Genomic DNA, 13,278 nt, shown 5'->3' on the forward strand with positions numbered 1-13,278 from the left:
TAGGGTCGCCGAATGGGGATCGACGAGCGGGCACCGTCCGGAACACAGTGGACCATCTCCGCCGACGGCCACGAGGCCGTCGTGGTGGAGGTTGGTGGCGGGCTGCGGGCCTATCGGCACGACGGGGTGGACTACCTCGACGGGTACGCCGAGGACGAGCTCAGCCCCGGCTCGGCCGGGCACGTGCTGGCGCCCTGGCCGAACCGGATCCGGGACGGCGCGTACACGTTCGGGGACCGCTCGCTCCAGCTCGACCTGACCGAGCCGGAGCGGCACAACGCGCTGCACGGCCTGGTCAACTGGGTCCGGTGGGAGCTGGTCGAGCAGTCGCCGGCGAGCGTCACGCTCGGCTACGACCTGCCGCCCACCCCGGGCTACCCGTGGGCGTTGCGGCTGCGCAGCCGGTGGAGCGTCGGCCCGGACGGTCTGCGCGCCGAGCACGAGGTGACGAACCTCTCCGCCGAGCCGGCGCCGTTCGGCTTCTCCGTGCACCCCTACTTCCAGCTCCCCAAGGTGGGCGTGGACGAGCTGGTGCTGCGGGTGCCGGGGCGGAACCGGGTGCTGGTGGACGGCCGGCTGCTGCCGGTGGGCGCCAGCCCGGTGGCCGGCACCGAGTACGACTTCACCGCGCCCCGGCCGATCGGTGACCTGGTGCTCGACCTGGCCTTCGGGGACGTGGAGCGGGACGCCGACGGCGGTTCGGCGGTGACGCTCGGCGCGCCGGACGGCTCGTCCGGGCTGGCGGTCTGGGCGGACCGCGAGTTCGGCTGGTGGCAGGTGTTCACCGGGGACACGCTCGGTGGCGAGCGGCACCGCCGCTCGGTGGCGGTGGAGCCGATGACGTGCCCGCCGGACGCGTTCCGGTCCGGCCGGGACGTGATCACGCTGGACGCCGGGCAGACGTGGCGCGGCGCCTGGGGCGTCCGGCCGGGGCGCTGAGCGTGGAGTTCGCCGAGGTCGTCCGGCGTCGCCGGATGGTCCGCAACTACGACCCCGACCGGCCGGTCCCGCCCGAGGTGGTGGACCGGTTGCTCGCGCACGCGGTCCGGGCCCCGTCGGCCGGGTTCGCGCAGGGCTGGGGCTTCCTGGTGCTGGAGGAGCCGGCGGACCGGGCCCGGTTCTGGGCGGCCACCACGCCGGACGGCGGCGGTCGGGAACGCTGGCTGGCCGGGATGCGCCGGGCCCCGCTGATCGTGGTGCCGCACGCCAACCGGGACGCCTACCTGGACCGGTACGCCGAACCGGACAAGGGCTGGACGGACCGCGCCGAGGACCGCTGGCCGGTGCCCTACTGGTACGTGGACGCCGGCTTCGCGGCGTTGCTGATGCTGCTCACCGCCGTGGACGAGGGGCTGGGCGCCTGCTTCTTCGGCATCCCGCCGCAGCGCGTCGGGGCGTACCGGGAGGCGTTCGGGGTGCCCCCGGAGCTGCATCCGATCGGCGCTGTCACTGTTGGCTACCGAGCCGTCGACCATCGGTCACCGTCGCTGCGCCGGGGGCGGCGCCCGGTGGATGATGTGGTCCGGCGGGGGCGGTGGAGCTGAGCGGTTAGGCTGGCAGCCACATCGTCAGCCCGGCCTGGGGGAGGAGAGCACGCGGTGATCTTCAGGGCGGTCCGGGACGGGCGTCCCTACCCGGAGCACAACTTCACGCTGAAGCAGTGGGCCGAGATCCCACCGCGTCCACTGCGGCTGGCCGAGCTCATCACCACCAAGCGGGAGCTGGCGCTGGACAAGCTGCTCGCCGAGGACTCCACCTTCTACGGCGACCTCTTCCCGCACGTGGTGCAGTGGAACGGCGGCCTCTACCTGGAGGACGGCCTGCACCGGGCATTGCGCGCGGCGTTGCAGCAGCGCAACCAGATCCATGCCCGGGTGCTGGTCCTCGGCGACCAGGGGGAGTGACGACGTGACCACGCTCGACCTGCTCGACGTCGACGCCTCGCTGAGCGAGGAGGAGCGGCAGATCCGGGCCGTCGTCCGCCAGCTCGTGACCGACCGGGTCCGCCCGCACGTCGCCGGCTGGTACGAGGACGGCGACGTGCCGGCCCGTGAGCTGGCCCGCGAGTTCGGCAAGCTGGGCCTGCTCGGCATGCACCTGACCGGGTACGGCTGCGCCGGCGCGTCGGCGGTCGCGTACGGGCTGGCCTGCCTGGAGCTGGAGGCCGGCGACTCGGGGGTCCGCTCGCTGGTCTCGGTGCAGGGCTCGCTGGCCATGTACGCGATCTGGCGCTTCGGCAGCGAGGAGCAGAAGCAGCGCTGGCTGCCGGCGATGGCGACCGGCGACGCGATCGGCTGCTTCGGGCTGACCGAGCCGGACCACGGCTCCGACCCGGCCTCGATGGCCACCCGGGCCCGTCGGGACGGCGACGACTGGATCCTCACCGGCGGCAAGATGTGGATCACCAACGCGCCGATCGCCGACGTCGCGGTGATCTGGGCCCGCACCGACGACGGCGTGCGGGGTTTCCTCGTGCCCATGGACACCCCCGGGGTGGGCGCGCGGGAGATCCGCCGGAAGATGTCCCTGCGGGCCTCGCTGACCGGCGAGATCACGCTGGACGACGTGCGGCTGCCGGCGGATGCGCGACTGCCCGAGGCGACCGGGCTGAAGGCGCCGCTGAGCTGCCTGACCGAGGCCCGGCACGGCATAGTCTGGGGCGCGCTCGGCGCGGCCCGCGACTGCCTGGAGACCACCCTGGCGTACGCGACCACCCGCACCCAGTTCGGCCGGCCGCTGGCCGGTTTCCAGCTCACCCAGGCCAAGCTCGCCGACATGGCGGTGGAGTGGAACAAGGGGCTGCTGCTGGCGCTGCACCTGGGCCGGCTCGCCGACGCCGGGTCGCTGCGGCCCGAGCAGGTGAGCGTGGGCAAGCTGAACAACGTCCGGGAGGCGCTGGCCATCGCCCGGCAGTGCCGCACCATCCTCGGCGCGAACGGCGTCTCCGGGGAGTACCCGATCATGCGGCACGCCGCCAACCTGGAGAGCGTGCTCACCTACGAGGGCACCTCGGAGATCCACCAGCTCGTCATCGGCCAGCGGCTGACCGGGCTCTCCGCCTTCGCCTGACCTGCGGTTTCACCCGATCGGGGCACTCGACGAGCGAGTGTCGCACAGTCCCCGTACCGTCATTGGCAGTCGATGTGTCGGACGAGGACGGTGAGGGCGATGGCCCGCGACGGTGACACCCAGCAGCCCACCAGGGAGTTCCCGGAATACCCGACCAGTGAGTCCCTGCACGACCGGGCGGACGCCCCGCCCGAGCCCGGGCCGGGCGCCCGGCCCTCGGCCGGCGGGGCCGCGCGCGGCCTGCTCTGGGTGCTCGGTGCGGCGGCACTGGCGGTGGTGGTGCTGCTCGGCGTGCAGGCGACCGGCCTGCTGCCGGAATTCCGCAACCCGTTCGCCAAGGAGCAGACCGACCGCAGTCAGCCGCCGCTGCTCAAGTCGATCCGTGACCTGAGCCGCTACGTCGCGGCGGAGGGCAACTTCCAGGTGGTGGTCGACGTGCAGAAGGACCGGCGCAACGTGCCGGACTTCCTGCTCAACGAGCGCACACTCTTCGTCGGGGCGGGCCGGGTCGAGGCGTACGTCGACTTCGCGAAGATCGCCGACGGGGCGGTGGTGGCCTCGGACGACGGCAAGTCCGTCGAGATCAAACTGCCCGCGCCGCAGCTCGGCGAGACCGACCTGGACATGGACAAGAGCTACGTCTTCGCCGAGGAGCGCGGCTTGATCAACCGGCTCAACGACCTGGTGGCCGGGGACCCGAACCGGCAGCAGCAGGTCTACAAGCTGGCCGAGGACCGGATCACCGCGGCGGCCCGGGACAGCGGGCTCGCCGCCCGGGCGCAGGAGAACACCCGCAAGATGCTGGAAGGGCTGCTGCGCTCCCTCGGCTACGAGAAGGTGACAGTCACCTACACGGCCCCCTGACCTCGCACGACGCGCCCGCCCTCCCGGGGCGGGCGCGTCGTCGTGTGCGGGTCAGCGGGTGGCGAGGTAGCGGTCCTCGTTCGGCATCAGCACCCACAGGATCAGGTAGACGATCACCTGGGTGCCGGGCAGCAGCAGCGACAGCAGGAACAGCAGCCGCACCATGCCGGCCGACATGCCGAACCGCCGTCCCAGGCCGGCGCAGACACCGGCGATCATGCGCCCCTCGCGGGGCCGGACCAGTTTGCGACTCATCGTCGTCTCCCACTTCTGCGGCGATCCGCCGCGCTGATTCCACGCTAGGTCTCCGATGCGCGTCGCGCCCTCGGCCCCGAGGAGGATCGGCGACCCGGGCACCCGTAGGTACATACCCCCGCGCACCCCTCCCGACCCACCCGCCCCACCCCGACGCAGGTGCAGATTCACGGAAAGAGTGGCCATCGACGCGCGGATGGCCACTCTTTCCGTGAATCTGCGCAAGCCGGGGTGGTGGCGGGGTGGGGACGGGTATTGAGCTGGGGCGGGTAGGCTCGCCGGTCGGGCGCCCCCACCCCGGGCGCCGCGCCGTCGGCCCGCGAGCGGGTACGTGGCAGACACCGGTTCGGAACCGCACAACGGGGACGACGGCGAGGAAAGTGCAGCCATGATCAGTGTTTTCGACCTCTTCAGCGTCGGTATCGGGCCGTCCAGCTCGCACACCGTCGGGCCGATGCGGGCCGCCCGGACGTTCGTGGGTGGCCTGAAGGCCGACGGGCTGCTCGCCGACGTGGCCCGGGTGCAGGCGGAGCTGTTCGGCTCGCTCGGCGCCACCGGCCACGGCCACGGCAGCGACCGGGCGGTGCTGCTCGGGCTTGAGGGCGAGGCTCCGGAGGCGGTCGACACCGACACCGTGGGCGAGCGGATCACGCGGATCCGGGACGCGCGGCGGCTGCGCCTGCTGGGCAGCCAGGAGGTCGACTTCGACCCGGACCGGGACCTGGTGCTGCACCGCCGGCGCTCGCTGCCGTACCACCCGAACGGAATGACGTTCGCGGCGTACGACGGGGCCGGGCGCGAGGTGCGGGCGCGCACCTACTACTCGGTGGGCGGCGGGTTCGTGGTGGACGAGGCGGCGGCCGGGGCGGACCGGATCAAGCCGGACAGCACCCGGGTGCGCCACCCGTTCCTCACCGGGGCGGAACTGCTCGACGTCACCACCCGGACCGGCCTGTCGATCAGCGAGGTGATGCTCGCCAACGAGCTGTCCTGGCGCAGCGAGGCGGACGTCCGCGCCGGGCTGCTGGACATCTGGCGGGTGATGCGGGAGTGCGTGGAGAGCGGCTGCACCCGCGACGGCGTACTCCCGGGTGGGTTGAAGGTCCGTCGCCGCGCCGCCGAGCTGCGGCGCGGCCTGGAGGCGGAGACCGGCGCGGACGACCCGCTGCGCGCGATGGACTGGGTGACGTTGTTCGCGTTGGCGGTCAACGAGGAGAACGCGGCCGGCGGGCGGGTGGTGACCGCGCCGACGAACGGCGCCGCCGGGATCATCCCGGCCGTGCTGCACTACTACACCCGGTTCGTGCCGGGCGCCTCCGACGAGGGCGTGGTCCGGTTCCTGCTGGCGGCCGGCGCGATCGGCGTGCTGTTCAAGGAGAACGCCTCGATCTCCGGCGCGGAGGTGGGCTGCCAGGGCGAGGTCGGGTCGGCGTGCTCGATGGCGGCGGCCGGGCTGGCCGAGGCGCTGGGCGGCACGCCGGAGCAGGTGGAGAACGCCGCCGAGATCGGCATGGAGCACAACCTGGGGTTGACCTGCGACCCGGTGGGCGGACTGGTGCAGATCCCGTGCATCGAGCGCAACGCGGTGGCCAGCATCAAGGCGATCACCGCGGCCCGGCTGGCGCTGCGCGGTGACGGCGTGCACCACGTGTCCCTGGACAAGGTCATCAAGACCATGCGGGAGACCGGCGCGGACATGAAGGTCAAGTACAAGGAGACGGCGCGGGGCGGGCTCGCGGTCAACGTGATCGAGTGCTGACCTCGTTGGGGTGATCTGGTGCCCGAGCCGGGAGGTGCCGCGAAAAGCAGCGCGACGATGGTGCGGTGACGTCCGGCGTCGCGGCGCTCTGGTCCGCCCGCACCTCGCTGCGCATCCTGGTCCGGCGGGATCTCGCGGTGAAGTACCAGCAGTCGGTGCTCGGCTACCTCTGGTCGCTCATCGAGCCGCTCGGCATGGGGCTGATCTACTGGTTCGTCTTCGGCGTGCTCTACTCCGGCGCGACCCGGCGGCACCTGGGCGAGGCGGCCGGCTCGTACCCGCTGTTCCTGATCACCGGGATCTTCGCCTGGATGTGGGCCAGTTCGGCGCTGACCGAGGCGGCCGGCGCGCTGACCGGGCAGGCCCGGCTGATCACCACGATGAACCTGCCCCGGCCGATCTTCCCGATCGGCCGGGTCGCCGGCCGCTTCGCCGAGTACCTGGCCGGCCTGCCGATCCTGGTCGCCATCGCGGCGCTCTACGCGGCCCAGGGGAAGATCCACCCCGGGTGGAGCCTGCTCGCCCTGCCGCTGGCGGTGGCCGTGCAGTTCGTGCTGCTGGTGGGCCTGGCGCTGCTGCTGTCGGCGGGCAACGTGCTGATGCGCGACATCGAGCGGACCATGCGGCTGGTCATCCGGCTGCTGTTCTACGCCACCCCGATCATCTATCCGTTCAACCTGGTCCGGGACTCCGGCATGCCGGGCTGGCTGAAGCTCGCGTACGAGCTGAACCCGCTGGTCGGGATCTTCCAGTTGCACCACGCGGTCTGGTACCCGGACGAGTTCCCGGACGCCCGGCTGCTCACCGTGACGGTGGCGGTCAGCGGGCTGGTGCTGGTGTTCGGCTGGTGGGCGTTTCGCCGCTTGGAGCCGGCCGTGCTGAAGGAACTCTGAGTGCCGCCGATCATCGAGGCGGACGGGCTGGGCATCCGGTTCGTGCGGAACCGGCGCCGGCAGTTGCGGCTGCGGGAGCTGATCGTGCACCGGGGCGCGCGGGACCCGGACGCCGGCCGGTTCTGGCCGCTGCGGGACCTGTCGTTCCGGATCGAGCCGGGCGAGACGGTCGGGGTGGTGGGGCGCAACGGCACCGGCAAGAGCACGCTGCTGCGGTTGATCGCCGGGGTGCTCATCCCGGACGAGGGCACGATCTCGGTGCACGGCCGGGTGGCGCCGCTGCTGGAGTTGTCCGCCGGGTTCTCCGGCGACCTGACCGGCCGGGAGAACCTGTACCTGGTGGGCGGGCTGCACGGGCTCTCCCCGGCGTACCTGCGGCGGCACTTCGACGAGATCGTCTCGTTCGCCGGTGAGCAGGTGGAACGCGCCATCGACACGTCGGTGCGGCACTACTCGTCGGGGATGAAGGTGCGGTTGGGCTTCGCGGTGATCGCGCACCTGCCGCACCCGGTGTTGTTGGTGGACGAGGTGACCGCGGTCGGGGACGCGGAGTTCCGTGCGAAGTGCTATGCGACCATCGAGCGACTTCTCGCGGAAGGACGCACGTTGGTGCTGGTGTCACACAACGACAAGGACCTCACCCGGTTCTGCCGTCGGGGGCTCTACCTCGACGCCGGACGGTTGATCGTCGACGGGACGATCGACGAGGCGCTGGCGGCCTACGCCGACGCGGCGCAGCGGTGACGCTCGCGATCGTGCTCGCCGCCGGGCCGGCGGCGGGCGGAGCCACCGAGGGCGCGGAGCCACCGGCCGACCGGCTGGCCGCGCAGTGGCGGCGGGCCGGGGCGGCGCAGGTGCGGGTGGCCGCCGACCTGGGCGAGATGGCCGACCTGGTGGCCGGCGCGACCGGCCCGGTGCTGGTCAGCGGCGTCGATCTGGTGGCGCACACGGCCGTACTCAGGCATCTCGCGACCAGCCCGGTCGGGCCGACGGTGGCGTTGGTGCTCACCGACCCGCCGGCCGCCGGGCAGGCGGTGGTGCGCGAGGAGCGCGGCCAGGTGGTCGCGGTCGGTGACGCGGCGGACGCGACGGGCGTGTTCGGCGGCGCGCTGCGGGTCGGCGCGGCCGACCTGCCGGCGCTCGTCGACGCGGCCCGCGCGGCGTCCGCGACCGCCCCGGCCGCGCCCGCGGCGTCCGGCGTGCAACCGGCCGGTTCGGCGACCGAGCCGGGCGGGCCGCTCGGCGCGGTGGACCGGCTGGTGGCCGGGCTCGCCGCCCGGGGCGCCCTGATCTTCGCCCATCGGGTACGCCTGCTCGTGGCGCACCGGGTCGGCGACGCGGCCGGACGGGCGGCGGCCGAGGCGGAGGTGGCGGCCGTCGACGAGGACCGGGCCGAGCTGAAACTGTCGGTGAAGGAGCGGGACGACTTCTTCACCACGTTCTTCGTCAGCACCTGGTCGCCGTACGTGACGAAGGCGGCGGCCCGGATCGGGATCGGCCCGACCGGCGTCACCATGGTCTCGGTGGCGTTCGCGGTGGCGGCGGCCGTACTGTTCGGCGTCGGTGGCCGGCCCGCGCTGGTGGCCGGCGCGGTGCTGCTCTACCTGGGGTTCGTGCTGGACTGTGTGGACGGGCAGTTGGCCCGCTACACCCGGCACTTCAGCGCCTGGGGCGGCTGGCTGGACACGATGGCCGACCGGTTCAAGGAGTACGTGGTCTACGCCGGTCTCGGGTTCGGCGCCACGCACGCCGGGTTCCGCTACGGCTGGGCGCTGGCGCTGGCCGCGATGACGTTGCAGACCGTGCGGCACATGACCGACACCTGGTACGGCGCGCTGCACGACGAGGCGGCCCGGCGGCCGAAGGTGGTGTCCGGTGACGCGGGCGGCATCGGCGGGAAGCTGAACGCCGCGTCGACGAGGGTGCAGGCGGACACCGGCTCGGTGTCGTACTGGCTGAAGCGGACCGTGGTGTTCCCGATCGGTGAGCGGTGGGCGCTGATCGCGCTGGCCGCCGCGCTGTTCGGGCCGCTGGTGGCGCTCTGCGCGGTGCTGGTCTGGGGCACGTTGGCGTTCGCGTACACCGGGGCGTTGCGGACGCTGCGGGCCCGGTGGATGCGGGTGCCGGTGCTGACCACCGTCGACACCGGCCTGCACCGCGACGACGGCCCGCTGGTGCGGACGCTGCCCCCGGCGCGGGGGCCGCTGCTGCTGGCGGTGCTCGGCGCGCTCGGCGCGGCCGGGATGCTGGTGTGGGCACTGCGCACGGTGCACGGCGGGGGCGACCTGCCGATCTGGGCGCCGGTCCTCGCGCTGGTGCTGCTGCTGGGCGCGGCGCAGGGCGCGCGGACGCCGCACGCCGGGGCGCTGGACTGGCTGGTGCCGGCCGCGTTGCGGGCCGCCGAGTACCTGTTCGCCATCGCGGTCGGCGTGGCCGGGCGCGCACCGGCCTGGTTGATCTTCGGGTACGTCCTGGTGCTCACGCTGCACCACTACGACCTGACCGCCCGGCTGGAGAAGCGGCAGTCGGCCCCGCCGCTGCACGTCGCCACGCTGGGCTGGGAGGGGCGTTCGGCGGTGCTGGCAATCGCGCTGATCGCCGGAATTGCGAGTATCGCTCTGGCTACACTCGGTGCGTACCTTTTCGTGGTTTTCGTCGTGAGCGTGGTCCTCGCCTGGGTGGTCCTGCCGGCCCGCGCCCGTGGGGGTGTGCGCTCGCCGGGCTGACGGAGGGCGGGCCGGCATGACCCTGATCAGTTTCGTCGTGCCGGCCTACCGGGTGCAGGGCTACCTGCGGGAATGCCTCGACTCGATCCTCGACCAGCCGTTCGGCGACCTTGAGGTGATCGGGGTGGACGACGCCTCCCCGGACGCCAGTGGCGAGATCCTGGCCGAGTACGCGGCCCGCGACCCCCGGGTCCACCCGGTGCGGCTCGCCGACAACGTCGGGCTCGGTCCGGCCCGTAACGCCGGGCTGGACCGGGCCACCGGCGAGTACGTGTGGTTCGTCGACGGGGACGACTGGCTGGTGCCCGGCTGCCTGCCGCACGTCGCCGACCGGCTCCGCGACACCCGCCCGGACGTGCTGGTCGTGGACCACGTCCGGGCACACTGGAACTTCGTCGGCACGCGCAGCGCCATGCGGGACGTCTTCCCGGAACCGCCCGGCCCGGAGACGTTCACGCTGCGGGACCGGCCGGAGACGCTGCGGCTGCTGCACACCGCCTGGAACCGGCTGGTCCGCCGCGAGTTCCTGGTCGAGCGCGGGCTGCGCTTCGCGCCCGGCTGGTACGAGGACGTCTCGTTCAGCTATCCCGCGCTGATGGCCGCCGACCGGATCGGCGTACTGGACCGGGTCTGCCTCAACTACCGGCAGCGCCGCACCGGCGCGATCACCCGGACCCGGGGCGACCGGCACTTCGAGGTGTTCGCCCAGTGGCACCGCGTGTTCCGGCTGATGGACCGGTGGGCGCCGGCGGTGGACGGGCTGCGGCCGGCGGTCTTCGAGCGGATGATCTGGCACTACCTGACCGTGCTCGGCCACGGGGAGCGGATCGCGCCGGAGCTGCGGGCGCCGTTCTTCGCCCAGATGCACGAGGACCACAGGCGTTTCCGGCCGTCCGGCGGCTATCCGGTGCCGCCCGGGGTGGAGGGGCTGAAACACCGGCTGGTGGCGGCCGGCCGGTGGCGGACGTTCAGCGCGCTGCGCGGTGCCCACCAGGCCGGGGAAACCGCCCGGCGGTCGGCCGGCCGGGCCCGGCGGCGGGTGACACCGGTGGTGCGGCGGACCGCCCGGCGGGCCCGCGACACCGCGTTGCGCGAGTACTACCGGGCCGAGCTGCGCCGCCCGATCGACCCGACGCTGGCCGTCTACGCGGCCTACTGGTACCGGGGGTACGCGTGCAACCCGGCCGCCGTCTACGAGGCCGCCCGCCGGCTCGCCCCGCAGGTGCGCGGCGTCTGGATCGTCCGGCGGGACCGGGTGGCCACGCTGCCGCCGGGCGTGGAGTACGTGGTCGCCGGCACCCCGGAGTACCACCGGGTGCTGGCCCGCGCCCACTGGCTGGTCAACAACGTCAACTTCCCGGACTTCGTCCGTAAGCGTCCCGGCTCGGTGCACGTGCAGACCCATCACGGCACGCCGGTGAAGGTGATGGGTCTGGACCAGCAGCGCTATCCGGTGGGCGCGATGGGCATGGACTTCGCCGGCCTGCTGCGCCGGGTGGACCGTTGGGACTACAGCGTCACCGCGAACGCCTTCTCCACCCAGATGTGGGAGCGGGCGTACCCGGCCGACCACACCACGCTGGAGGTCGGCTATCCGCGCAACGACCGGCTGGCCCGGGCCACCGCCGACGAGTGCCGCCAGGTCCGCGCCGCGCTGGGTATCGGCGCGGACGAGTACGTGGTGCTCTACGCGCCGACGCACCGCGAGCACCTGCCCGGCTGGCGTCCGCCGTTCGACCCGGACCGGATGCGTGACGTGCTCGGCCCGGCCGGGCGGCTGCTGATGCGCAGCCACTACTTCCACGACCGGGAGCGACGGCCGCGTGGGCCGGCCGCCGGCGGGGTGCTGGACGTCAGCGCCCACGAGCGGGTGGAGGACCTCTACCTGGCCGCCGACGTGCTGGTCACCGACTATTCGTCGGCGATGTTCGACTACGCCGTGCTGGACCGGCCGATCGTGGTCTACGCGCCGGACTGGGACGCGTACCGGGTGGCCCGGGGCGTCTACTTCGACCTGCTGGCCGAGCCGCCGGGCGCGGTCGCGACGGACTTCCCCGGGCTGCTGGACGTCTTCCGCTCCGGCGCGGTGAACGGCGGGGCGGCCGAGCGGGCGCGGGCGGCGTTCCGGGCCCGGTTCTGCGCGCTGGAGGACGGGCACGCTGCGGATCGGGTGGTCCGACGCGTGTTCCTCGGCAAACCCACGTAATAAGACTGTCACGAGCCGAACATGGCACGTTTACCCGATGTGCGAACTCGATGATCCTGGTCACAGTCATTCCCGGGTTCGGGCGAGCGACTGGGGAGGTGACGGTGACCACCGTCGCGCTCAAGGATGTCACCAAGGTGTTCCAGGACGGAACGATCGCGGTCGACAACATAAATCTGGACGTCAACGACGGCGAGTTCATGGTGCTGCTGGGCCCGTCGGGCTGCGGCAAGTCGACAGTGCTGCGGATGGTGGCCGGCCTGGAGGATCCGACCTCGGGCGCGGTCATGCTCGGCGGCGAGCTGGCCAACGACCTGCCGCCCCGGGACCGGAAGATCGCCATGGTCTTCCAGGACTTCGCGCTCTATCCGCACATGACCGTCGGTGACAACATCGGCTTCCCGCTGCGGCTCTCCGGCATCGAGCCCGGGCCGCGCGGCGAGCGGATCCAGGACGTGGCGGGCGCGCTCGGCATCGGCGACGTGCTCGCGCGCAAGCCCAGCCAGCTCTCCGGCGGCCAGCGGCAGCGGGTGGCGATGGGCCGGGCGATCGTCCGGCGGCCCGGCCTGTTCCTGATGGACGAGCCGCTGTCCAACCTGGACAGCGGGCTGCGCGCCGAGCTGCGGGCCGAGATCTCCGCGCTGACCCGGGAACTGGGCGTCACGACCATCTACGTCACCCACGACCAGGCCGAGGCGCTCACCATGGCCGACCGGGTGGCCATCATGCGCAAGGGCGTGCTCCAGGACGTCGGCACCCCCACCCAGGTGTACGGGCGACCGGCCACGCTCTACGTCGCCGCGTTCCTGGGCAGCCCGCGGATGAACCTGCTGGAGGCGTCCGTCTACGTCCACCTCGACCGGTACGTCACGCTGAACCTCGGCGACCAGGCGCTCTACCTGCCCTGGGACGACATCCGCAGCCGCGCGGTGGCGCACTACCACGGCGAGCGGATCGTGGTCGGGCTGCGCGCCGAGGCGCTCACCCCGGTCGCCCCGGACACCGCCGGCGACGTGCTGCACGGCCGGATCCGCTACCTGGAGCACCACGGCCACGAGTCGCTGGCCTTCCTCGACATCGGCGCGACCGCGATCGTGGTCGACGAGATGGGCACCCCGGTCGAGCGGACCGCTCCCGGCCAGCGCGGCCTGCGCCGGTTCGGCCAGGTGGTGCAGCGGCTCACCGGCCGGTCCGCGGAGACCGCCGCGCCGGCGCCGACGCCGAACGGCGCTGGCAACCGCACCAGCGTGCTGCCCGACCCGGGCCGGCACCACCGCCGCCCGGCGGAACTGGCGGTACGGCTGGCCCCGTACCCGCAGGTGTCGGCCGGACATTCGCTGGCGGTGCAGGTGCGGATGGACGCGCTGCACTTCTTCGACGAGCGCGGCGACCGCATCGACGTCGGCTGGCGCTGAGGTGTAAGGAGGGGCCCCCTATTAACGCTTTCTGCATAGGAGGGGCCCCCGCTTAACACCACCCGGCAAGCCAAGATGTCTTGGCCAAGGT

Annotated in this window: 12 protein-coding genes; 11 read left to right on the forward strand and 1 reads right to left on the reverse strand. The window is 72.9% G+C overall.

Annotated features, from left to right (window positions below; genetic code table 11):
* Positions 1 to 12 precede the first annotated feature (12 nt).
* The 5 genes from OG767_RS03805 (at position 13) to OG767_RS03825 (ending at position 3,933) form a co-directional block, all read left to right on the forward strand.
* Complete coding sequence (locus tag OG767_RS03805; protein ID WP_405092172.1) at positions 13 to 939, forward strand: aldose 1-epimerase family protein; 927 nt, start codon at positions 13 to 15, stop codon at positions 937 to 939.
* A gap of 2 nt (positions 940 to 941) precedes the next feature.
* Positions 942 to 1,544 carry a nitroreductase family protein gene (locus OG767_RS03810; protein ID WP_281943405.1) on the forward strand — a complete coding sequence of 201 codons (603 nt, stop codon included), beginning with the start codon at positions 942 to 944 and terminating at the stop codon, positions 1,542 to 1,544.
* Between the two features lie 54 nt (positions 1,545 to 1,598).
* A complete protein-coding gene (locus OG767_RS03815; protein WP_107154773.1) occupies positions 1,599 to 1,904 on the forward strand; it encodes a type II toxin-antitoxin system VapB family antitoxin in 306 nt (101 codons plus the stop codon).
* A 4-nt stretch (positions 1,905 to 1,908) separates the two neighbouring features.
* The gene (locus tag OG767_RS03820; RefSeq protein ID WP_357294646.1) at positions 1,909 to 3,069 is read left to right on the forward strand and encodes an acyl-CoA dehydrogenase family protein; all 1,161 of its coding nucleotides are present in this window, start codon (positions 1,909 to 1,911) and stop codon (positions 3,067 to 3,069) included.
* A 99-nt stretch (positions 3,070 to 3,168) separates the two neighbouring features.
* Entirely contained in the window at positions 3,169 to 3,933 is a 765-nt protein-coding gene (locus OG767_RS03825; RefSeq protein WP_405092173.1) for a DUF4230 domain-containing protein, read from the forward strand.
* 51 nt (positions 3,934 to 3,984) lie between these two features.
* On the opposite strand, the gene OG767_RS03830 is transcribed toward OG767_RS03825, so the two are convergent.
* Entirely contained in the window at positions 3,985 to 4,188 is a 204-nt protein-coding gene (locus OG767_RS03830; protein ID WP_281943400.1) for a PspC domain-containing protein, read from the reverse strand.
* A 388-nt stretch (positions 4,189 to 4,576) separates the two neighbouring features.
* Here OG767_RS03830 and OG767_RS03835 point away from each other — a divergent pair, with 388 nt between their 5' ends.
* The 6 genes from OG767_RS03835 (at position 4,577) to OG767_RS03860 (ending at position 13,187) form a co-directional block, all read left to right on the forward strand.
* Positions 4,577 to 5,947 (forward strand): L-serine ammonia-lyase, encoded by a 1,371-nt coding sequence (locus tag OG767_RS03835; protein ID WP_405092174.1) that lies wholly within the window; start codon positions 4,577 to 4,579, stop codon positions 5,945 to 5,947.
* 65 nt (positions 5,948 to 6,012) lie between these two features.
* Positions 6,013 to 6,840 carry an ABC transporter permease gene (locus OG767_RS03840; protein ID WP_405092175.1) on the forward strand — a complete coding sequence of 276 codons (828 nt, stop codon included), beginning with the start codon at positions 6,013 to 6,015 and terminating at the stop codon, positions 6,838 to 6,840.
* The gene (locus OG767_RS03845; protein WP_107154781.1) at positions 6,841 to 7,584 is read left to right on the forward strand and encodes an ABC transporter ATP-binding protein; all 744 of its coding nucleotides are present in this window, start codon (positions 6,841 to 6,843) and stop codon (positions 7,582 to 7,584) included. It abuts the gene before it with no gap.
* A complete protein-coding gene (locus OG767_RS03850; protein ID WP_405092176.1) occupies positions 7,581 to 9,566 on the forward strand; it encodes a DUF5941 domain-containing protein in 1,986 nt (661 codons plus the stop codon). The genes OG767_RS03845 and OG767_RS03850 overlap by 4 nt, the downstream gene beginning before the upstream one ends.
* A gap of 16 nt (positions 9,567 to 9,582) precedes the next feature.
* The gene (locus OG767_RS03855; RefSeq protein WP_405092177.1) at positions 9,583 to 11,772 is read left to right on the forward strand and encodes a CDP-glycerol glycerophosphotransferase family protein; all 2,190 of its coding nucleotides are present in this window, start codon (positions 9,583 to 9,585) and stop codon (positions 11,770 to 11,772) included.
* A gap of 104 nt (positions 11,773 to 11,876) precedes the next feature.
* Positions 11,877 to 13,187 carry an ABC transporter ATP-binding protein gene (locus OG767_RS03860; protein WP_405092178.1) on the forward strand — a complete coding sequence of 437 codons (1,311 nt, stop codon included), beginning with the start codon at positions 11,877 to 11,879 and terminating at the stop codon, positions 13,185 to 13,187.
* The last annotated feature ends 91 nt before the right edge of the window (positions 13,188 to 13,278 follow it).

The sequence above is a fragment of the Micromonospora sp. NBC_01392 genome, from assembly GCF_045040125.1.
Lineage (GTDB): Bacteria > Actinomycetota > Actinomycetes > Mycobacteriales > Micromonosporaceae > Micromonospora.